Origin of the sequence: Paraburkholderia sp. BR13439 (assembly GCF_040948805.1) — a bacterium.
Classification (GTDB): domain Bacteria; phylum Pseudomonadota; class Gammaproteobacteria; order Burkholderiales; family Burkholderiaceae; genus Paraburkholderia; species Paraburkholderia youngii.
In genome coordinates this window covers 286,965-306,837 of sequence record NZ_JBFPKN010000010.1, presented here as the reverse complement: position 1 = coordinate 306,837, position 19,873 = coordinate 286,965, and the positions used below count along the sequence as shown (strand labels likewise).

Below are 19,873 nucleotides of genomic sequence, written 5' to 3'. Positions count from 1 at the left end.
CTCGAACGCGTTTATGCGGCGGGCGAGTGCACGGGCGTGGGCGGCGCGGAACTCGCTTGCGCGGAAGGCGAGATCGCCGGTCTCGTGGCGAGCGGCGCGGTGGCTACCCAACGCGCCGCGCTGGCGGCGCTCGTTACGCAGCGCGCGCGCTGGCGGGGCTTTGGCGCGCGCGTCGCGGCGTCGTTCGCATTGGGCGAGGCGGCTCGCACGCCGCCTGCCGATGCGACGCTGCTGTGCCGTTGCGAGGACGTGAGCGTCGGCGAGGTGCGCCGCTGCGCCGACTGGCGTGACGCGAAGCTGCAGACGCGCTGCGGCATGGGCCCTTGCCAGGGGCGCATCTGCGGCGCGGCCGCGAGCCTGTACTTCGGCTGGGTGGCCGCCGCGGCGCGTCCGCCATTCAGCCCGGCGCAAATTGGCACGCTGATGAGCGCCGCCGAGCCGCCGACAGCGGCGCTGTGACGGCTGCGCGCTTACTCGCGACAGATATTGGCAGGCGGCGCGCCGCTCTATAATCGATCGCTATCGACTGCACGATCAGGAGCGCGGCCGCACCGGCGCAGTAATCCGCGAACGCACCCAACGCAATCAACCAGGCACGCACCAACGGAACCGCACGATGAACACGCTGGCTCATCCGCTCGAACCGGGCGATACGACGCTGTCCGGCATGCTGTCGCATTTCAGGTTGCTCGAGCCGGTCTTCGATGCAATGCCGGATGTCGTGTTCTTCGTGAAGGACGCGGACGCGCGCTACGCGCTCGTCAACCGCACGCTCGCTTCGCGTTGCGGCTTCAAGGAAAAGGCGGCGCTGCTCGGCAAGACCGCGGAAGACGTGTTTCCGCGCCGCTTCGGGCGCATCTATACCGCGCAGGACAAGGCGATCATCGGCGTCGGCAACCAGATGCTCGATCAGCTCGAATTGCATCTGTATCCGGGCCGTCAACCGGGCTGGTGCCTGACCTGCAAACAGCCGTTGCGCGATGCGAGCGGCAAGGTGGTGGGCCTTGCGGGCATCTCCCGCGATCTGAAAGCCGACGAAAGCAGCCACCCGGCCTACAGCCGGCTTGCGGCCGTCGTGCGGTCGATCCAGGAGAATTACGTGCAGCCGCTGAACCTGAAGCAGCTTGCGGCGATGGCGGACATGTCGGTCGCTCAGCTGGAGCGCTACTTTCACAAGGTGTTTCATCTGACGCCGCGCCAGGTGCTCCTGAAAACGCGACTCGATGCGGCGACAGCGCTGCTGGTTTCGCATGACAAGGTCACCGACGTCGCCGCGCGTTGCGGCTACACCGATCACAGTGCGTTCACGCGGCAATTCAAGGCAACCGTCGGCGTCACGCCGACCGAATACCGGATGTTGCTGCACGGCACGCTGCGCGGCTGAGCGGCGTCGGGCGTGTCATGGCCGGTCGCGGACATCACTATTACGTGTACGTCGTCGCGCTCGACGACAAGGTGTGGAGCGAGGCGCGCTTTCGTCGCGCGAATCCCGATTACCGTTTCGACAAGCCGTGCGTGTACGTCGGCATGACCGGGCTCGACCCGGACCTGCGCTTCGATCGGCACAAGGCAGGCGTTCAGGCGAATCGATATGTGCGCGACTACGGCTTGCGTCTGATGCCCGAACTGTACGAAGTGTTCAACCCGATGCCTTACCGCGGCGCGCAGGATATGGAAGTGGAGCTGGCGATCGGGTTGCGCGAGGCGGGGTATGGGGTGTGGCAGGCTTGAGAGGCTTGAATGAAAAAGGCCGCGGAAACTTCGATCGTCGCCGCGGCCTCAAATCGTTACGATGGTCGTGCTTTACTTCACCCCAAGCCCCCGCAACACCGCATTACCCTCGGACGTCAGGCGGATATGCTGCGTGCCCGCGTCGTTCGAAACGGTCTCGACGAGACCTGCTTCGTAAAGCTGCGGAATTTCGGGTTTTGCGGATGCATCGATCGGTGCGTGCAACAGCAGCAGCAGCGTCGCGAGTTCGTGATGGCTCAACAGACGGCGCAGGATAGTGGGCCGCTTGGCCGGCGTTTCGTTGGTATTCGGTTCGGGCTGGTTCATGGAGCGCACCTCGTGCGGGGACATGTCCGGGGATGTTGCGGACGAAGTCTTAAACGATTCTTAAGACTCCATTATCCTGTAACACCGTGACATGAACGTTGCAATGGGTCAGATTCCGGCCCCCGCAACTTCGCCTTTATGCGCCACCAAGCCTTATGGCGCGCAGGTCCTGGCTGCCGATTCGATCCACAGGTTGCTTACATGACGCTTGCCCGCATAGAAACGGTAAGTTGTCGCGCCATTGTCGCTGCGGACCTTGATGATGTTCGAGTCGCCGAAATCGAGCATCTGGCCTTGCGGGATGCCGGTCGACTTGAACGCGGCGTTGTGGTGATTGGCCAACTGCGTCAGACAGGCGACCACGTCGTCGACGGAACGCTGCGTCGTCGTGTCCGTGACGGGTTCGCCGGAATCGGGGTCTTTCTGGAAATACGCGCAAGCGTTGAGAAGCAGCGAAAGGGACAGGACTGCAGCGAACTTCTTCATATCTCTCCTGGCGTTGATTCTGCGATTCGGCCGCGGGTCCACGCGTCGCGCGGGCTGGACCCCAAAACAGCCGCCATTATATCGAGACGGCGAACCTGACCGACCAGGGCCCGCAAATCGCGTGCCTGAAACACAAATCCGTATCGTCGCGGCGACTTGCCAATGACGAAGCCGCCGCCGTGCCTGGGGTGTCTGCCTGCCCGTTACTTGCGGCGCTGCGCCTGAGCCGCGAGCCGCACCGCCGCATTGGCCGCGCCGTAGCCGTCATAACCACCGCGCCGCTCGACGATTTCGAGGAAGAAGCGCTGGTCGAGTTGCTCCGTATAAGCGTGGAAGAACTCGCCGCCGCGTTCGTCGCGGTCATACAGGATATTGTTCGCGCGCATCGCTTCGAGCAGCGTGTCGGACAGCGCGTAGCGGGCCGCGAGGTCGTCGTAGTAATTGCGCGGAATGCGCAGGATCGGCACGCCGTCGGCGACGAATTCGGGGATCGCGCTGAAGATGTCGCCGGTACTGAAAGCGACGTGGTTCAGTCCCGAGCCGTGATACGTGTGCAGCGCCTCGGCCACCGCCGTGTGGCGATCCACCGATGCATTCAGCGCGATCCGCACCGAGCCGTCGGCGCTGCGCAGCGCGCGGCTGCGCACGAGGCCGTACGGATCGGGCACGAGCACCCCCGGCTCGGCCTGGAAGCCGAACGCGGTGCGCAAAAACAGCACCCACGTGTCGAGCGCACTCGCCGGCACGGACAGGCACACGTGATCGATGCGCTCGAGCGGTCCCACCTCGGTCGGCCCGTTGATGTCAGTCAGCACGAAATCGGCCTCGAACAGCGTGGGCTGATCCGGCGTTTCGTCGACGAAATAGTTGAGGCTGCCGTCCGGTGCCTGCACGGCCGGCAGCACGCGCTCGTTCGGCCCGATCTGGCCGGAGAACGGGGAGTAGCCAAAGCCGGCGGCGCGCTCGAACGCCTGGCTCGCGTCGTCGACGCGAAACGCCGATGCGCACAGCGACAAGCCATGCTGCTGAAAAAACGCGTTCGCGAACGAATCGGGCTCCGCGTTCAGCACGATCGATGCCGCGCCGTGCTGATACAGCGTCACGTCCTTCGAACGGTGCTGGCCGGCCTGGCGAAAGCGCAGCTTGCCGAGCCAGTCGGCGAGTTGCGCGCGGGTGGTGTGATCGACCGCGAATTCGAGGAACTGATAGCCGACGTGCGCGGGTGCGGCGGGCGAGCGGTACAGCTCGCCCGTCGTTTTCTGCGGCTGCTGCTGCTCTTCGAGCAGCGCGCGAGTTTGCTCTTCGAGGAACAACAGCGAGCGATGGCCATCGGCGGCCGTAATCGTGGTGGGGGCGGCGCGAAAGCCGTCGTTGAAGATTTCCAGCGAGAGCGGGCCCTTGTAGCCGGCTTTGACGACCTGCGCGGTGAAGTTTGCGAGGTCGAAGTCGCCCTGGCCGGGGAAGCAGCGGTAGTGGCGGCTCCATTCGAGCACGTCCATCGCGAGCTTCGGCGCGTCCGCGATCTGCACGAACGCGATGCGCTCGCCGGGAATGTCGGCGATCGCGTCGGGCGTGTCGTTCAGCGAAAGCGTATGAAAGCTGTCGAGCACGAGCCCGAGGCTCGGATGGTTCACGGCGTCGACGAGTTTCCACGCGTGGCGGTAGGTCTTCACGTGCTTGCCCCAGGCGAGCGCCTCGTAACCGGCGATCACGCCGGCCGCTTCGGCCGCGCGCGCCAGCGCGCCCAACTGGTCGATCATCAATGAGTCGTCGCAGATCGTCTCGGGCGACACGTTGCTGCACACGAGGATGCGGTCCGTGCCGAGCTCATGCATCACGTCGAACTTGCGCTTCGCGCGGTCGAGATTGCGCTCGAGCCGCTCGGGACTGACGCCGTCGAAATCGCGAAACGGCTGGAACAGCATGATCTTCAGGCCGAGGTCGTCGGCGATGCGGCGCACGTCGGCCGGCGAGCCGTCGAAGTACAGAAGGTCGTTCTCGAAGATTTCGACACCTTCGAAGCCCGCCGCGCGGATCGCGCTCAGCTTCTCGACGAGGGTGCCGCTAATCGACACGGTGGCTATCGAACGTTGCATGAACGGCTCCTGCAAAGACGGACAAACGAAGGGGAAACAAGGAGACAAACCACTGCGGCGCGCCTATGGGCGCTGCCTGCCGGGCTTGCTGCAGTGCGCAAAATGAGCGAGTTCGTTACTCACTGCAGCAAGACGCGGACCAGAATACCCCACACTAGCGGGCGAGTTTCGACAGTCTATACAAACTAACTAGATGGTACAAATTCGTAGAAACCCCGAATGACGGTGACGGCCGATGAGCGCACACTTCGCCATGCGTCGAAGAACCGTCGCGAGTGCCGCGGTTCGAGTCGCGCATTATTTTGTGGGAGTCGTTGTCATGAGCTTTGCCTCCGTACTGGTCCTGAACGGACCGAACCTCAATCTGCTGGGCACGCGCGAGCCGGCCATCTATGGCTCGGAAACGCTCGACGACGTCGCGAAGCTGTGCCGCGACGCGGGCGAACGCCTCGACCTCGCGATCGACTTCTGCCAGTCGAATGCCGAGCATCAACTGATCGACTGGCTGCACGCGGCGCGCACCAAGGTCGACGGCATCGTGATCAATCCGGCCGCGTACACGCACACGTCGGTCGCGATCGCCGACGCGCTGACGGCGATCGAAAAGCCCGTCGTCGAGGTGCATATTTCGAACGTGCATCGGCGCGAAGCGTTCCGGCATCACTCGTACGTGTCGGCGGTGGCGGACGCGATCATCATCGGCTGCGGCACGCAGGGCTATGTGCTCGCGCTGGAACGGATGGCGACGATTCTTAAGAATAGGGCGGCCAAATGAACACTCAAGCGAACACTCAGGAAAAGCCCCGGACCGACGCGCAGATCGCCGCGTTGGCCAATGCGCAGGCGAGTTTGCGGGCCACGCCCCAGTCCTTTCTGGTCGGACTGATCGGCTCGGGCATCAGCGGTTCGCTCACGCCCGCAATGCACGAGGAAGAGGGCAGCAATCTTGGTCTGCATTACGTGTACCGACGCATCGATCTGGATGCGCAGAAGCTCGATACCGCCGCACTGCCGGAGCTGCTGACCGCGGCCGAACGGATGGGTTACAACGGCCTGAACATCACCTATCCGTGCAAGCAGGCGGTGATTCCGCTGCTCGATGAACTGTCCGACGACGCCCGCGCGCTCGGCGCGGTCAACACCGTGCTGTTCAAGGACGGCAAGCGTATCGGTCACAACACCGACTGGTCCGGTTTCGCGCGCGCGTTTCAGCGCGGCCTGCCGGACGTGTCGCTGGAACGCGTCGTGCAACTGGGCGCGGGCGGCGCCGGCGCGGCGGTCGCGCACGCGGCGCTGAACATGGGCGCGCAGTCGCTGACGCTGTTCGACGTCGATGCCGCCCGCGCGCAATCGCTCGCCGACGAATTGCAGGCGCGTTTCCCGAAAGCCAAGGTCAGCGCGGGCACCTCGCTCGAAGAATCGCTCGCCGCCGCCCAAGGGCTGATTCACGCGACGCCGACCGGCATGGCTAAAATGCCCGGCCTGCCGCTGCCGGCCGAATTGCTGCACCGCGACCTGTGGGTTGCCGACATTGTCTATTTCCCGATTCGCACGGCGCTGCTGCAGGCGGCCGAGGCGCTCGGCTGCCGCACGCTGAGCGGCGGCGGCATGGCGGTCTACCAGGCGGTCGACGCGATGCGCATTTTTACGGGGCTCGAGCCGGACGCCGAGCGCGTCTACACCCATTTTCAATCGCTGTTGCAACGCTAACCGGCCGCGTAGAGACCGGCATCCAAGCTGATCGAGGAGACCAGTACGACATGACGCAATCGTTCCAATCCAGTTCCGCGGGCTCGCCCGCGCAGAGCAAGTCGGCCAGCCCCGCGCGCCGTTCGAAAGCCCGTTATCAGATCCTCGGACTGCTCGCAGTCGGCACGATGATCAACTATCTCGACCGCACCGTTCTGGGCATCGCGGCGCCGCAGTTGACGAAGGAGCTTGGCATCAACGCCGCGCTGATGGGCCTGCTGTTCTCCGTGTTTTCATGGAGCTACGTGGCTTCGCAGATTCCGGGCGGCCTGTTTCTCGACCGCTTCGGCAGCAAGCTCACGTACTTCCTGTCGATGACGTTCTGGTCACTGTGCACGCTCGCGCAGGGGCTCGTGGGTGGCATCGCCGGCTTGTTCGCGTTCCGTCTCGGCCTTGGCGTTTCGGAAGCACCGTGCTTCCCGACCAATAGCCGCGTGGTCGCCACGTGGTTTCCCCAAAGCGAACGCGCGATGGCGACCGGCACCTACACGGTCGGCGAATATATCGGCCTCGCGTTTTTCAGCCCGTTCCTGTTCATGCTGATGGGCGCGTTCGGTTGGCGCTCGCTGTTTCTCGTGGTCGGCGGCGTCGGTATCGCGTTTGGCGTGGTGTGGTGGCTGATGTATCGCGAGCCGCGCGATCATCCGTCGGCGAATCAGGAAGAGCTCGACTATATCGAGGCGGGCGGCGGTCTCACGCAACGCCACAAGGATGTCGCGGGTGCGGCCGATACGGCGGCATCGAAGACGAGCGGCTTTCAATGGCGCACGATCGGCCAGCTGCTCAAGCATCGTCAGCTGACCGGCATCTGCCTCGGCCAGTTCGCGGGCAATTCGACGCTGGTATTTTTCCTCACGTGGTTCCCGACGTATCTCGCCACCGAGCGTCACATGGCGTGGCTGAAGATCGGCTTCTTCGCGATCATGCCGTTCATTGCGGCGTCGATCGGCGTGATGTTCGGCGGTGTATTTTCCGACTGGCTGCTGCGTCGTGGCAAGTCCCCGAACGTCGCGCGCAAACTGCCGATCATCGCCGGTCTGCTGCTCGCGTCGACGATCATCCTCGCCAACTATGTCGAGAGCAACGTGGTCGTGATCGCGATTCTGTCGGTGGCATTCTTTGCGCAAGGTATGGCCGCGCTCGGCTGGACGCTGGTGTCGGATATCGCGCCCGAGGGCCTGCTTGGCGTGACCGGCGGCATCTTCAACTTCGCCGCGAATCTGGCGGGTATCGTGACCCCGCTGGTGGTGGGCCTGATCGTCGCGGCGACCGGTTCGTTCGTCGGTGCGCTGGTGTTCATCGGTGTCATCGCGTTGATCGGCGCGCTGTCGTATATCTTCATCGTCGGCGATATCAAGCGAATCGTGCTGGCGGATTGAGGCTCCAGCAATCCCCGTTTGTCGTCGCAGTGCGGCGGCAAGCGGGGATTTTTGCTGTTCGTGTCGAAGCGATAAAAAACGGGATGTGGCTTTCACCACATCCCGTTTTTCATTTTTCAACCAGTCGCTACGCAAGCGGCCTCAATCGTCCTTCTTCACGAACCGCAAGATCGCATCGACGATCATCGCCCGATGCCGCGCGCGCAATCGAGGATGCGACGGATCGCGCCCGAACGCGGTGCCGAACGTATGCCGGTTGCCCACGCGATGAAAGCACAGCGAACTGATCATCAGATGCAGATCGATCGGATCGATGTCGCTGCGGAACTGGCCGGCGGCGATGCCGCGCGCGAGCAGATCTTCGATCGTGTGAATCACAGTGACGTTGCGTCCTTTGAACGTCTTCACCTGCTCGACGTACTTTGCGCCGTGAATGTTTTCGATCGTCACGAGGCGCACGAAATCGCGCTGCCGGTCGTGGTAGTCGAACGTGAATTCGACCAGCGCGCGCATGCCCTCGACCGGATCGAGTTCGCTGATGTGCAGATCCTGTTCGAGCGCGCGAATGTCTCCATACACCTTTTCCAGCACCGCCTGGTACAACCCTTCCTTGCTGCCGAAGTAGTAGTACAGCATGCGCTTGGTGGTGTTCGTGCGCTCCGCGATCGCGTCGACGCGTGCGCCCGTCAGTCCCATCGCGGAGAACTCCTGGGTCGCGACGTCGAGGATGTTGCGCTTCGTCTGCTCGGGATCGTATTTGCGTGGGGCGTCCGCACGCCGGGTGTTGACACGGCTGGCGTCGGCTCGCTTGGCGTCGGTACGTCGCGCGTCGGCGTGCGGCGCGCCCGACACGATGCCGTTGGTATCAGGCTCGGCGGCCTTGCTTCCCTTTTTCATTGTGGTTTCGAGCGGCAGTGACGGCGCATTCTAGCATGGTGAAATGGGCCTCTGGCGCGGGTCTCGGGCATCGGTGCAGGTATTTCGAAGGACCTTGCGTGGCGCTTACGCGACCGGTCGCGTGGGCCGGCGGCGCGCGGCGAGGGCGTCGCGTGTTTGCATCGCGGTGTACGTGAGCTGCGCGGCCGCGAGACCGAGCGCGCCATAGGTGCGCGTGAGGCCGAAGCTCGCGAATGCATCGGGCACTGGCCGTTCACCGCAGATCGCCGCCGCCAGCAGTTCACCCGACACCGTGGTCGGCGCCATGCCGTGTCCGCCGAAACCGACCGCGTACCAGACGCCGTCCGTGCTTTGGCCGATCTGCGGCATCTTGTGCCGCGCGTAGCTCATCAGCCCGCCCCACGCATGCTCGATGCGCACGTCGCGCAGCTGCGGATAGACCTTCAGCAGGTCGTGCCGCAGCAGATGCGCGATCGCCTCGGGCTCGCGATCACGCACCGAGATGCGGCCGCCCCACAGGATGCGGGTGTCGGGCAGCGGCCGGTAGTAGTCGAATGCGAAGCGGGTGTCGTAGACCGCGGCGCGCGTCGCGATCGCATCATGCAAGCGTTCGCCGAGCGGCTCGGTCGCCATCACATAGGTGGCGATCGGCAGCACCGCGCGCTCGACGCGCGCGTACACGTTGCGCGCATAGCCGCCGCCCGCCATCACGACATGACGCGTGTCGAGCGCACCGTGCGGCGTCTCGACGACGAAGCCCGCGCCCTCGCGCCGCAAGCCGACGACCGGCGAGCGCTCGTGGATCGTCACGCCCGCTTGCGCGGCCGCCGCGGCGACGCCGAGGACGTATTTGAGCGGATGAAAATGGAACGCGTTGCGCTCGAACAGTCCGCCGTGATAGCGGCTCGTTTTCAGTTGCGCGGCGAGTTCGTCGGCGGCGATCGGTTCCCAGTCGACGCCGAACGAATCGCGCATCAGACGCCGTTGCGCTTCGAGACGCGCTGGTTCGTCGAACCAGTTCGCGAGGATCACGCCGGCATCGGTTGCGTCGCAATCGATCCGGTAGCGCGCAATGCGTTTGCGCATCAGCTCGACCGCGTCGGTGGTCAGCGCATAGAGCTCGCGCGCGCGAGTCGGCCCGAGCGTCTTCAGCAGGTCGGCGCAATCGAGGCTGTAGCCGCCGAACACGAAGCCGCCGTTGCGTCCCGATGCGCCGAAGCCGACCTGCTGCGCTTCGAGCACGACGACGTCTTCGACGCCGCGCTCGGCGAGTCCCAACGCGGTGGAGAGTCCCGCGAGCCCGCCGCCGATGATGCAGACGTGCGCGCTGCGTCGGCCGTTGAGCGGCGCATAGGCGCAGGAGCGAGTGACGGTGGCTTCGTAGAAACTTTGCATGGGGCGCGAGCTCGTGGACACGCCCTAGGTTAGCGGCAATCGCGTGTCGCCGTCCAGCCCGCGGAAGCCCGCACGTCGGCGGGCGCCCCGCTGCATTTCAACGTGTGTTATCGACCCCAGCGCAACACCAGCGGATCGAGCCGGCGCGCGATCTTCAACAGCCCTTCGCGCGTCGCCGGATGCATTTGCGGCAGCGGATCACGCACCGCGTCCGACGCGATCACGCCGCCTTCCTTCATCAGCGCCTTGCACGATGCGAGTCCGCCCTGGCGGTTCTCGTAGTTGATCAGCGGCAGCCACTGCTGATAGTGCGCGGCGGCGGCCTCGGTATCGCCGGCCGCATAGGCATCAATGATCAGGCGGATGCCATCCGCATAACCGCCGCCCGTCATCGAGCCGGTCGCGCCCGCATCGAGATCGGCCATCAGCGTGATTGCTTCCTCGCCGTCCCACGGACCGACGATCGCGTCGCCGCCCAGTTCGATCAGCTCGCGCAGCTTGTTGGCGGCCTGCGGCGTTTCGATCTTGAAGTACGACACGTTGTCGATCTCGCGCGCCATGCGAGCGAGGAACGGCGCGGACAACGGCGTGCCGCTGACCGGCGCATCCTGGATCATGATCGGAATCTGGATCGCATCGGACACCGTGCGATAGAAGTCGTAGATGCCGCGCTCGCCGATGCGGATCGTCGCGCCGTGATACGGCGGCATCACCATCACCATCGCGGCGCCCGCAGCCTGCGCTGCGCGGCTGCGCTCCGCGCACTGGTACGAACTGAAGTGCGTGGTCGTGACGATCACCGGCACACGGCCCGCGACATGTTCGAGCGAGAGATGCATCAGTGTGCTGCGCTCGTCGTCGGACAGCGCGAACTGCTCGGAGAAGTTCGCGAGAATGCACAGGCCGTTCGAGCCGGAGTCGATCATGAAATCGAGGCAGCGCTTCTGGCCTTCGAGGTCGAGGCGCCCGGCGTCGTCGAAGATCGTCGGTACGACGGGGAAGACGCCGCGCAGGGCGGGGGAGTGTGACGCTTGGCTCATGGCGATGTGGTCCGTGCTGGGATGGAAGGATTGCGCTCGAGCCCGCGAGCGAGCGGCGCAACTGGATGAATGTCTCCTGCGGCGACTATACGGCGCTGGGCCTCGCAGGTATATTGAATTGTTTCCATATCGTGATCGCTTTTGCGACTCACCCGTACAATGAAAGACACGCTCAACGTCCTGCTGTCGAAGCTGCGCATGAAGCAGCTGAATCTGCTGATCGCGCTCGACGATCACAAATCGCTGCACAAAGCGGCCGGTGTGATGTCGATGACGCAATCGGCGGCGAGCAAGGCCCTGCAGGAGCTCGAATCGATGCTCGACGCGCCGCTTTTCGAGCGCTCGAAAAGCGGCATGATCCCGAACCAGCTCGGCCATTGCGTGATCCGCTATGCGCGCGTCGTGACGTCGGACCTCACCGCGCTGTGTCAGGATGTCGCGGAAATACGTTCGGGTCGTGGCGGGCGGCTCGCGCTCGGCGCGATCATGGGCGCGATTCCCGACTGCGTGGTGCCCGCGCTGAACCAGTTGCATGCGACGCAACCGGGTCTGTCGATCGAGGTGGTCGAAGACACCAGCGCGCGGATGCTCGCGCAGCTCGACGACGGCCGGCTCGATGTGGTGATCGGCCGCGCGGCGGTCGCGGCCGATCCGTCGAAGTATCAGTATCGCCCGCTCGGCGACGAGCCGTTGGCGGTGGTGGTCGGGTATCAGCATGCGCCGTTGCCGCGTCGCGAGATGACGTTGAGCGAGCTCGGGGGGCATCGCTGGGTCATGTATCCGTCACATATGCCGCTGCATGCGCTGCTCGAACGCGAGTTGGATCTCGCCGGCCTCGACATGCCCGACAATCCGATTTCGACGGCTTCCACTTTCGTGACAGTGGCACTGCTGCAAAGCAGCGCCGAACTCGTTTCGCTGCTGCCGAGCGCGATTGCCGGGCCGTTCGTGCGGCACAAGATGCTGCGCGTCGTACCGGTCAGGCTCAAATCGCCATCGCAGACTTTCGGCATCGTCACGCGCAAGGGCGGCGTGCTGTCGCCGCCGGCGGAGCGGTTCATCGCGCTTTTGCGCGCGCAGACACAACGGACGCAGACGAAGACACGAGCTTAGCCGCATCGCCACCGGCTTGCTCGGCCGTTCTCCCGGTTGCCGGTAAGAATGCCAGCCAAAAAGCGACTTTGTTTCGGCAAGCGCCGCCAGAAACGGCAAAACCGCCCGAAAAGGCGGTTTGGTATTCGGGTGAAAAGTCCTTCAATATCTCATGCCGGTTCGCGTTTTGTCATTCGACGCCAGCGGATGTTGTAGCCGCGACACTGTCGCGTCAATCTGAGCCGATGACGGTTTCTCGTTCCGAGCTACACTGGTTTATATGAACTGAGCCAGGCTGGACATCCTGGCCATCGCTCGGGGAGAGCAGCCATGAATCGGCCACCGCTTCGGTTTCCGCTTCGCGCGACCAGCACCGTGACCGTGCGGAGTTGGCGTTGGCTCAAATGGGGCCTGGCCGCGTTTTTCCTGCTCGCGATGGCGCTGATTGCGCGGCTCGTGCAGATCGAGATCGAGACCTCGCGGCTGCAGGCGCGCTACCTTTCCGAGCTGACCCGCGACGTCGGTTTCTCGGTCGCCGACGGTCCCAGTCATTCCATCCGCTTTCCGCAAGCCGACAAGGGCCCGTACGACGCGCGCCTCGGCTACGCGCTGTTGCCTGCCATTCAGCAGCGCCTGTTGCAGCATGGCTTCGAAATCAGCTCGCAGGCGCGCGATTCAGAACGCATGCTGTCGCTGGCCGATGACGGCCTGTTCCTGCCTTACGACGAAAAAGACACGGCAGGCCTGCAATTGTTCGACGGCACTGGCGTGCCGCTATACAGCGCTCAGTTTCCGGGCCGCGTGTACGACAGCTTCGACGCGATTCCGCCGCTCGTCGTGAACTCGCTGCTGTTCATCGAAGACCGCTATCTGCTCGATCCGGGTCAGCCGAACCGCAATCCGGCGATCGACTGGGGGCGCTTCAGCCGCGCGCTCGTCGACCAGGGCGCGCGCGTTTTCAATCGTCATCAGCAGACGCCGGGCGGCAGCACGCTCGCGACGCAGATCGAGAAATTCCGTCACTCGGCGGGCGGCCGCACCGCGACGCCGCCGGAAAAGCTGCGGCAAATCGCGTCTGCGTCGGTACGCGCGTATCTGAACGGACCGCAAACGCTGCCCGCGCGCGAACAGATCGTCGTGCACTATCTGAACTCGGTGCCGCTCGCCGCGCAGCCCGGCGTCGGCGAAATCAACGGGATCGGTGATGGTCTCGCCGCCTGGTATGGGCGCGATTTCCGCGAGACCAACCGTCTGCTGAAGGCGCCGTCGACCGACGCGAATCTGCCCGACCAGGGCCTGGCGTTTCGCGAAGTGCTGTCGCTAATGATTGCGCAGCGCGCGCCGTCGTTTTTCCTGCAGCGCGGCTATCCCGAGCTCGAACGGCTGACCGACAGCTATCTGCGGCTGCTCGCGAGTGGCGGCGTGATCACCGCGCAGTTGCGCGACGCGGCGTTGGCGGCGCATGTCGAACTGCATCGCGCGCCGCGCAGCACGCCGGATCTCGGTTCGTTCGTGTCGCGCAAGGCCGTGACGTCGATGCGCTCGCATCTGCTCGCCGCGCTCGGTGTGCGCAGCTTCTATGAACTGGACCGCCTCGACGTGCAGGCCACAGGCACGCTGAACAATGACGTGCAACAGGCCATCGCCGAGCGCCTCGCCGCCGCCGCGACCAAAGACGGCGCGAAGGCCGCGGGGCTCGTCGGCTACGAAATGCTGCGCGGGTCCGACGATCCGACGCATATCGCCTACAGCTTCACGCTTTTCGAACGGCACGGCGACGCGAACCTCGTGCGCGTGCAGACCGATAGCGTGAACCAGCCGTTCGACATCAATTCGGGCGCGCGCCTGAACCTGGGTTCGACCGCGAAACTGCGCACCGTCATCACGTATCTGCAGATCGTCACCGATCTGCACACCCGTTACGCCTCGCTGAGCAATGCCGAGCTGAAAGCAGTCACGCCCGATCCGAACGATCGGCTGACGCGCTGGGCGATCGACTATCTGCTGCACACGCGCGATCACTCGCTGCAGCCGATGCTCGACGCCGCCGTCGAGCGTAAATACTCGGCGAGCCCCGGCGAAACGTTCTTTACGGGCGGCGGCGCGCAGACCTTCACGAACTTCGAGTCCGACGACAACAGCCGCATCCTGACCGTGCATCGTGCGTTCCAGCATTCGGTGAACCTCGTGTTCGTGCGCCTGATGCGCGATATCGTGCACTATGAAATGGTGCAGACCACCGGGCCGTCGTCGGAATGGCTCGGCGATACAGCGACCCGCACGATGTATTTGACGCGTTTCGCCGATCAGGAAAGCCGCGTGTACATGAAGCGTTTCTACACGAAGTATCACGGCAAGACGCCCGATCAGCAGATCACGCTGTTGCTGCTCGGCGTGCGCAAATCGCCGCCGAAAGTGGCGACCGCTCTGCGCAGCGTCGCGCCGGATCAATCGAACGCCTGGTTCAACAAGATGATGTACGCGGCGCTGAAGAACACGCCGTCGGCTTCGATGCTCGACGACGAAGACCTCGCGATTCTGTACGACAAGTACGGCATCAACCGTTTCAACCTGAACGACCGCGGCTATATCTCCAGCGTGCATCCGCTCGAACTGTGGACGCTGAATTATCTGCGCAAGCATCCCGATGCGACGCTTGCGCAGATCGAAACCGCAAGCCAGGACGTGCGCCTGTCCACCTACTCGTGGCTCTTCAAGACGCGCTATCACGCGACTCAGGATCGCCGCATCAAGCGCATGGTCGAACTGCGCGCGTTCGACGCGATCGGCAAATCGTGGCAGGCGCTCGGCTATCCGTTCGCGTCGCTGACGCCGTCGTATGCGGCGGCGATCGGCGCGTCGGGCGATCGTCCGGCGGCACTCGCGCAACTGATCGGCGTGATCGCGAACGGCGGCAACAAGGTGCCGACCGAAACGCTGACGCAACTCGACTTCGCGAAGGATACGCCGTACGAAACGCATTTCAGGCGCGCGGTGATCGCGCCGCAGCAGCAGGTGTCGCCGGAGATCGCGAGCGAGGTACGGATGCTGTTGCGTGATGTCGTGACGGGGGGGACCGCGAGGCGTCTCGCGCAAGGCATGACGTTCCCGAACGGCGAAACGCTTGAAGTCTATGGCAAGACCGGCACCGGCGATCAGCGCTTGAACGTGTATGCGAAGGGCGCGCGCTTGATCGAGTCGCGCAAGGTGAATCGCAGCGCGACCTTCGTGTTCGCGCTCGGTGACCGCTTCTACGGCACGCTGACCGCGTGGGTGCACGAGCCCTACGCCGCGCGTTACGACTTCACGAGTGCGCTGGCGGTGCAGTTGCTGAAGTCGATGGCTCCGGCGTTGCAGCCGTTGCTCGATAAACCGGTTCAGAAAACCGTGACGACCGTGCCGGCGCAAGCGCCGCCAGCAGCGACGAAAGTTGCCGCGCACTGAACCGCTTACCGCTCGTCAAAACCCGCCTCCGACGCCGCCGGCTTCAGAAACAGCTCATGGACCGGTGCGAAATGCCCATAGAGCGGCAGAATCGCACCGCCCATCGCGCGGGCGTCGGCGCCGATCGCGCCTTCCAGCAATTGCGGCCGCACCATCCCTTCCCATTCGAAACGATCGAGCACGCGCTCGGTGCGGCGAATGATCTCGCGCAGCAATAGCCGGTCGAACTCGCCGTCGATCACGACGGCTTCGAGATCGAGCAGCGCGGCCGCGTTGGTCAGCGCGTTTGCGATCGCCGGGCACGCGCTATCGAGCCATTGCTCGGTATGCCGCCACAACTCGGGCGACAGTGCGCGATGATCGTGCGCCGCGGCGGCCGGCGCGCCTGCATCGCTGAACAGTTGTTCGAGCACGAAGCCCGATGCCGCGTGCAGCAACTGCCGCGCGGGTTTGCGTGCGCTGCCTTCGCGCAGCGGGATCGAACCGACCGCGCCGGCGTTGTCGTGCGGACCGCCATGCAGACGGCCGTCGATCACGAGTCCGCCGCCGATGAACGTGCCGACGAACAGATACAGGAAGTTGTGGATGCCGCGGCCCTGGCCCATCACGAGTTCGGCCGCGCACGCGGCCGTGGTGTCTTTGGCGAACTCGACGGGCAGGCCGCTTATCGTCGCGATGCGCGCGCGAAGATCGATGTCGTTCCACGCTTCGAGCGCGCCGGGCGGCGCGCCGAGAAAGTCGCGCCAGCCGCCGAGCCACAACGGCGCCGCGACGCCGACGCCAACCACTTTGCCGGCCTTCGCACCGAGCGTCTGGTTCACGCGCGCGAGTTTGCTTTCGAGCGCGGGGAACAGCGTTCGCGGGTCGGGATACGCATACTCGAACACGTCGCGGCACACGATGCGCCCGGCGAAGTCCATCGCGAGCACGTCGAGACTGCGGCGTCCGACCTTGATGCCGATCGTGTACGCCCCGTCCGCGCGCAGCGCGATCGGCACCGACGGCTGGCCGATCTTGCCGCGCACGCGCGCCTGTTTTTCGAGCAGGCCGTCGGCGATCAGCCGATCGACGATCATCGACACCGTCTGCATCGAAAGACGCGTGAGGCGGCCGACCTCGGCCTTCGGCAGCGGGCCATGCAAGCGGATCGTTTGCAGCACGATCCGCTCGTTGAATTGCCGCATGCCGACCTGGTTCGAGCCGACTGTGCGCTTGACCGGCGAACGCGGGCTGGTGGTGGAGGTGTCCATCGTCGTGTATCGGCCTCGTGGCTCAGCGGGTTGAGCGGCGCGTCACGCGATTGCTTTCACGTCGGCTTTCTTCGCGCCGGTCATGATCGCGACCGCTTCCGACATGTGCACGTCCTTCGTATTGACGAGCGCCGCGCGCCGGCCGAGCCGCTGAATATGGATGCGGTCGGCGATCTCGAACACGTGCGGCATGTTGTGGCTGATCAGGATCACCGGCAAACCACGATCGCGCACGCGCCGGATCAGTTCGAGCACCATGTTGCCTTCCTTCACGCCGAGCGCGGCGGTGGGCTCGTCCAGAATCACGACGTGGCGCGCGAACGCCGCGCTGCGTGCCACCGCGACGCCCTGGCGCTGGCCGCCGGACAGCGTTTCCACCGCCTGGCGCATCGAGCGGATGCCGATTTGCAGATCTTTCATGGCCGCGGTCGCTTCGTCGAGCATGCGGCGTTTGTCGATCATCTTGAACAGCGAGCCGCGCCAGCCTGGCTTCAGCAATTCGCGGGCGAGAAACAGGTTTTCGGCGATGCTCATCGCCGGCGCGACCGCGAGTTCCTGGTACACGGTCTCGATGCCTTGCGCGCGTGCATCGAGCGGACTGCGGAACTTGACTGGTTTGCCGTCGAGCAGAATCTCGCCTTCGTCGGGCACCGTCGCGCCGGAAAGTGCCTTGATCAGCGACGATTTGCCGGCGCCGTTGTCGCCGATCACCGCGAGGATTTCGCCCGGCAGCACTTCGAAATCGCAACCGTCGAGCGCGGTCACGTTGCCATAACGTTTGACGAGCCCGCGTGCTTGCAGAACCGGCATCGCAGCGGACGTGGAAGGGGAGGTGGAGGTCAGCATGACAAGGCTCCTGTGCGGGATCAACGGCCGCGGTGCGAGAGTTTATCGGCGGCGACCGCGAGAATCACGAGGATGCCGGTGATCAAGACCTGGTACACCGAGGACACACCGATCAGCGTCAGGCCGTTACGGAACACGCCGACGATCAGCGCTCCGAGCAAGGTGCCGACGATCGACCCGCGTCCGCCGAACAGACTCGTGCCGCCGAGCACGACCGCGGTGATGCTGTCGAGGTTCTCGGTTTGCCCGGCCTGCGGATCGCCGACGCCGGTGCGCGCTACCGACAGCAGCGCGGCGATGCCATAGATCGCGCCGGCGAGCGTGTAGACGATCAGCAGAATCCGCTGCGACGACAGGCCCATCAGCCGCGCGGCCTCGGCGTTGTTGCCGAGCGCGTACAGATGCCGGCCGGGCACCGTGTCGCGCAGCACGAACCACGTGGCCAGATACATCAGCAGCGTCAGCACGGTGCCGTACGTGACTTCCGCCGGTCCGAGCCTGAACGTGCTGCCGAAGAACATGATCGCGTCGGGCAGATTCGACACGCTTTCCGCGTTCGAGTAGATCTGCGTGAGCGCAAACGCGATGTTCAGCGTACCCAGCGTGACGATGAACGCCGGCAGCTTGATGCGCGTGATCAACAGACCGTTCAGTAAGCCGAACAATGTGCTGGCGCCGATGCCGCACAGAATCGCGAGAATGGGTGGCACGCCGAGCACGACCGCGAACTTGGTCATGATGATCGAGCCGAAGGCCATCACCATGCCGCAAGACAGATCGATGCCACCGGTCAGCACGATCAGCGTCTGGCCGATCGCGATGACCGCGACGACCATCGTCTGTTGCAGGATCAGCGACAGGTTCTGGAACGATAGAAAGCGGCTGCTCTGCGAAATAAAGAATGCGCAGGCCAGCACCAGCGCGATCAACGGTCCGATTTCGGTCAGCGATGGCAGATGCTCGGAGAAAGACGGGCGCGGGCGGCCGGCGGGCGCGGAAGGGGTCGACATGATGGCAGTCCTCGGTACATGAGCGTGACGTGAAGGTCACGCGGCGAATCAGATGGCGGCCCGCTACGACGCGCAACGGGCCGCTGTGCAATGCGCGTTACTTGCCCCAGCAGTTATCGAGGCCGAACTTCGTGTCCTTGCTATCGACGCCGGACATCGGTTTGTCGGTGATCAGCGTGACGCCGGTGTCCTGATACCCGGAGACCTTCTTGCCGGTCTTCGCGTAATCGACGCCGGCGCTGACGCCGAGCGAGGCCATCTTCAGCGGATACTGCTGCGAGGTCGCCGCGATCGCGCCGGCCTTCACATTGCGCACGCCTTCGCAGCCGCCGTCGATCGACACGATCATCACGCCCTTGTCCTTGCCCGCTGCCTTCAGCGCGCGATACGCGCCGGCCGCGGCCGGTTCGTTGATCGTGTAGACCACGTTGATATCGGGTGCCTTCTGCAGGCAGTTTTCCATCGCGGTCTGGCCTTTCGCCTGATCGCCGCGCGTGTCCTGGCTGCAGACGATCGACGCATCGCCTTCCTTGACACCGAAGCCTTCGAGGAAGCCGTTGTGACGCAGCACGCCGACCGACACGCCCGGTGCGAGATCGAGCGTGGCGATCTTCGCGGGTTTGCCGTTCAGCGCGGCCTTTGCATATTTACCGATCAGCACGCCGGCCTTGAAGTTGTCGGTCGCGAACAGCGCGTCGGTCGCGTCCTGCGGATCGGTCGGCGTATCGAGCGCGACGACCATCACGCCGGCCGCGCGCGCCTTCTTGATGCTCGGCACGATCGCCTTGGTGTCGCTCGGCGTGATCAGGATCGCTTTCGCGCCGGCCGTCATCATGTTTTCGATCGCGGTGACCTGGCTCGCGTTGTCGCCGTCGAACTTGCCGGCGGCCGTGATCAGTTTCGCGCCGTCTTTCGACGCGGTCGCGTCCGCGCCCTGGCGCATCTTGACGAAGAACGGGTTCGTATCGGTCTTCGTGATCAGGCCGATGACGGGCTGGTCGGCGGCCTGACTCCCGCTCGCGCACCACAGCGCCGCTGCCGCGGCACACATCGACACGATTGTCCTGACGACAGGACGCCTGTGGGAATTCAGATTCATGAGACGCTCCTCCGGTTACTGTTATTGACGTT

At 64.5% G+C, this 19,873-nt stretch carries 17 protein-coding genes and 1 pseudogene; 8 read left to right on the top strand and 10 right to left on the bottom strand.

Annotation, left to right across the window (positions count from 1 at the left end; genetic code table 11):
• The 3 genes and pseudogenes from AB3X96_RS21565 to AB3X96_RS21555 form a co-directional block, all read left to right on the top strand.
• Window positions 1-459 (top strand): annotated as a pseudogene (locus tag AB3X96_RS21565) (FAD/NAD(P)-binding oxidoreductase); the annotation flags it as partial.
• 157 nt (window positions 460-616) lie between these two features.
• On the top strand, window positions 617-1,384 hold the full coding sequence (locus AB3X96_RS21560; RefSeq protein WP_176106535.1) for an AraC family transcriptional regulator: 768 nt from the start codon (window positions 617-619) through the stop codon (window positions 1,382-1,384).
• Window positions 1,385-1,401: 17 nt separating this feature from the next.
• Window positions 1,402-1,731: a hypothetical protein gene (locus tag AB3X96_RS21555; RefSeq protein ID WP_176106534.1), complete on the top strand. Its 330-nt coding sequence runs from the start codon at window positions 1,402-1,404 to the stop codon at window positions 1,729-1,731.
• Window positions 1,732-1,803: 72 nt separating this feature from the next.
• Here the strand turns inward: AB3X96_RS21555 and AB3X96_RS21550 are convergent, their stop codons facing one another.
• From AB3X96_RS21550 to AB3X96_RS21540, 3 genes are all read right to left on the bottom strand, one after another.
• The gene (locus tag AB3X96_RS21550; RefSeq protein WP_176106533.1) at window positions 1,804-2,058 is read right to left on the bottom strand and encodes a hypothetical protein; all 255 of its coding nucleotides are present in this window, start codon (window positions 2,056-2,058) and stop codon (window positions 1,804-1,806) included.
• Window positions 2,059-2,211: 153 nt separating this feature from the next.
• The gene (locus AB3X96_RS21545; RefSeq protein ID WP_368591291.1) at window positions 2,212-2,544 is read right to left on the bottom strand and encodes a hypothetical protein; all 333 of its coding nucleotides are present in this window, start codon (window positions 2,542-2,544) and stop codon (window positions 2,212-2,214) included.
• 203 nt (window positions 2,545-2,747) lie between these two features.
• Complete coding sequence (locus tag AB3X96_RS21540; protein WP_176106531.1) at window positions 2,748-4,640, bottom strand: bifunctional sugar phosphate isomerase/epimerase/4-hydroxyphenylpyruvate dioxygenase family protein; 1,893 nt, start codon at window positions 4,638-4,640, stop codon at window positions 2,748-2,750.
• A 319-nt stretch (window positions 4,641-4,959) separates the two neighbouring features.
• On the opposite strand from AB3X96_RS21540, the gene aroQ reads away from it, so the two are divergent.
• From aroQ to AB3X96_RS21525, 3 genes are read left to right on the top strand one after another with little or no spacing between them, the layout of a single operon-like run.
• Complete coding sequence (gene aroQ / locus AB3X96_RS21535) at window positions 4,960-5,415, top strand: type II 3-dehydroquinate dehydratase (protein WP_368591290.1); 456 nt, start codon at window positions 4,960-4,962, stop codon at window positions 5,413-5,415.
• The gene (locus AB3X96_RS21530; protein ID WP_368591289.1) at window positions 5,412-6,350 is read left to right on the top strand and encodes a shikimate dehydrogenase; all 939 of its coding nucleotides are present in this window, start codon (window positions 5,412-5,414) and stop codon (window positions 6,348-6,350) included. Before aroQ ends, AB3X96_RS21530 begins: the two co-directional genes overlap by 4 nt.
• Before the next feature lie 50 nt (window positions 6,351-6,400).
• The gene (locus AB3X96_RS21525; RefSeq protein WP_368591288.1) at window positions 6,401-7,768 is read left to right on the top strand and encodes an MFS transporter; all 1,368 of its coding nucleotides are present in this window, start codon (window positions 6,401-6,403) and stop codon (window positions 7,766-7,768) included.
• 141 nt (window positions 7,769-7,909) lie between these two features.
• Here AB3X96_RS21525 and AB3X96_RS21520 read toward each other — a convergent pair whose 3' ends face one another.
• The 3 genes from AB3X96_RS21520 to AB3X96_RS21510 form a co-directional block, all read right to left on the bottom strand.
• Entirely contained in the window at window positions 7,910-8,665 is a 756-nt protein-coding gene (locus AB3X96_RS21520) for a TetR/AcrR family transcriptional regulator (protein ID WP_368591287.1), read from the bottom strand.
• A gap of 105 nt (window positions 8,666-8,770) precedes the next feature.
• Window positions 8,771-10,060 carry an NAD(P)/FAD-dependent oxidoreductase gene (locus AB3X96_RS21515; RefSeq protein WP_368591286.1) on the bottom strand — a complete coding sequence of 430 codons (1,290 nt, stop codon included), beginning with the start codon at window positions 10,058-10,060 and terminating at the stop codon, window positions 8,771-8,773.
• A gap of 107 nt (window positions 10,061-10,167) precedes the next feature.
• Window positions 10,168-11,100, bottom strand: coding sequence for a dihydrodipicolinate synthase family protein (locus AB3X96_RS21510; protein WP_368591285.1), 933 nt, complete (start codon window positions 11,098-11,100; stop codon window positions 10,168-10,170).
• 159 nt (window positions 11,101-11,259) lie between these two features.
• On the opposite strand from AB3X96_RS21510, the gene AB3X96_RS21505 reads away from it, so the two are divergent.
• Both AB3X96_RS21505 and AB3X96_RS21500 read left to right on the top strand, forming a co-directional pair.
• Window positions 11,260-12,213 carry a LysR family transcriptional regulator gene (locus AB3X96_RS21505; protein ID WP_368591284.1) on the top strand — a complete coding sequence of 318 codons (954 nt, stop codon included), beginning with the start codon at window positions 11,260-11,262 and terminating at the stop codon, window positions 12,211-12,213.
• Window positions 12,214-12,522: 309 nt separating this feature from the next.
• Complete coding sequence (locus AB3X96_RS21500; RefSeq protein WP_368591283.1) at window positions 12,523-15,636, top strand: transglycosylase domain-containing protein; 3,114 nt, start codon at window positions 12,523-12,525, stop codon at window positions 15,634-15,636.
• Between the two features lie 5 nt (window positions 15,637-15,641).
• Here AB3X96_RS21500 and AB3X96_RS21495 read toward each other — a convergent pair whose 3' ends face one another.
• From AB3X96_RS21495 to AB3X96_RS21480, 4 genes are all read right to left on the bottom strand, one after another.
• The gene (locus tag AB3X96_RS21495) at window positions 15,642-16,886 is read right to left on the bottom strand and encodes an ROK family transcriptional regulator (protein WP_368591282.1); all 1,245 of its coding nucleotides are present in this window, start codon (window positions 16,884-16,886) and stop codon (window positions 15,642-15,644) included.
• Between the two features lie 42 nt (window positions 16,887-16,928).
• Window positions 16,929-17,732 (bottom strand): ATP-binding cassette domain-containing protein, encoded by an 804-nt coding sequence (locus tag AB3X96_RS21490; RefSeq protein WP_217709874.1) that lies wholly within the window; start codon window positions 17,730-17,732, stop codon window positions 16,929-16,931.
• 20 nt (window positions 17,733-17,752) lie between these two features.
• Entirely contained in the window at window positions 17,753-18,742 is a 990-nt protein-coding gene (locus tag AB3X96_RS21485) for an ABC transporter permease (protein WP_176106521.1), read from the bottom strand.
• A gap of 97 nt (window positions 18,743-18,839) precedes the next feature.
• Window positions 18,840-19,841, bottom strand: coding sequence for a sugar ABC transporter substrate-binding protein (locus AB3X96_RS21480; RefSeq protein ID WP_368591281.1), 1,002 nt, complete (start codon window positions 19,839-19,841; stop codon window positions 18,840-18,842).
• Between the last annotated feature and the right edge of the window lie 32 nt (window positions 19,842-19,873).

Coding starts and splice junctions, on each gene's coding strand:
- AB3X96_RS21560 (WP_176106535.1), top strand. CDS start 617: ATGAACACGCTGGCTCATCCGCTCGAACCGGGCGATACGACGCTGTCC.
- AB3X96_RS21555 (WP_176106534.1), top strand. CDS start 1,402: ATGGCCGGTCGCGGACATCACTATTACGTGTACGTCGTCGCGCTCGAC.
- AB3X96_RS21550 (WP_176106533.1), bottom strand. CDS start 2,058: ATGAACCAGCCCGAACCGAATACCAACGAAACGCCGGCCAAGCGGCCC.
- AB3X96_RS21545 (WP_368591291.1), bottom strand. CDS start 2,544: ATGAAGAAGTTCGCTGCAGTCCTGTCCCTTTCGCTGCTTCTCAACGCT.
- AB3X96_RS21540 (WP_176106531.1), bottom strand. CDS start 4,640: ATGCAACGTTCGATAGCCACCGTGTCGATTAGCGGCACCCTCGTCGAG.
- aroQ (WP_368591290.1), top strand. CDS start 4,960: ATGAGCTTTGCCTCCGTACTGGTCCTGAACGGACCGAACCTCAATCTG.
- AB3X96_RS21530 (WP_368591289.1), top strand. CDS start 5,412: ATGAACACTCAAGCGAACACTCAGGAAAAGCCCCGGACCGACGCGCAG.
- AB3X96_RS21525 (WP_368591288.1), top strand. CDS start 6,401: ATGACGCAATCGTTCCAATCCAGTTCCGCGGGCTCGCCCGCGCAGAGC.
- AB3X96_RS21520 (WP_368591287.1), bottom strand. CDS start 8,665: ATGAAAAAGGGAAGCAAGGCCGCCGAGCCTGATACCAACGGCATCGTG.
- AB3X96_RS21515 (WP_368591286.1), bottom strand. CDS start 10,060: ATGCAAAGTTTCTACGAAGCCACCGTCACTCGCTCCTGCGCCTATGCG.
- AB3X96_RS21510 (WP_368591285.1), bottom strand. CDS start 11,100: ATGAGCCAAGCGTCACACTCCCCCGCCCTGCGCGGCGTCTTCCCCGTC.
- AB3X96_RS21505 (WP_368591284.1), top strand. CDS start 11,260: ATGAAAGACACGCTCAACGTCCTGCTGTCGAAGCTGCGCATGAAGCAG.
- AB3X96_RS21500 (WP_368591283.1), top strand. CDS start 12,523: ATGAATCGGCCACCGCTTCGGTTTCCGCTTCGCGCGACCAGCACCGTG.
- AB3X96_RS21495 (WP_368591282.1), bottom strand. CDS start 16,886: ATGGACACCTCCACCACCAGCCCGCGTTCGCCGGTCAAGCGCACAGTC.
- AB3X96_RS21490 (WP_217709874.1), bottom strand. CDS start 17,732: ATGCTGACCTCCACCTCCCCTTCCACGTCCGCTGCGATGCCGGTTCTG.
- AB3X96_RS21485 (WP_176106521.1), bottom strand. CDS start 18,742: ATGTCGACCCCTTCCGCGCCCGCCGGCCGCCCGCGCCCGTCTTTCTCC.
- AB3X96_RS21480 (WP_368591281.1), bottom strand. CDS start 19,841: ATGAATCTGAATTCCCACAGGCGTCCTGTCGTCAGGACAATCGTGTCG.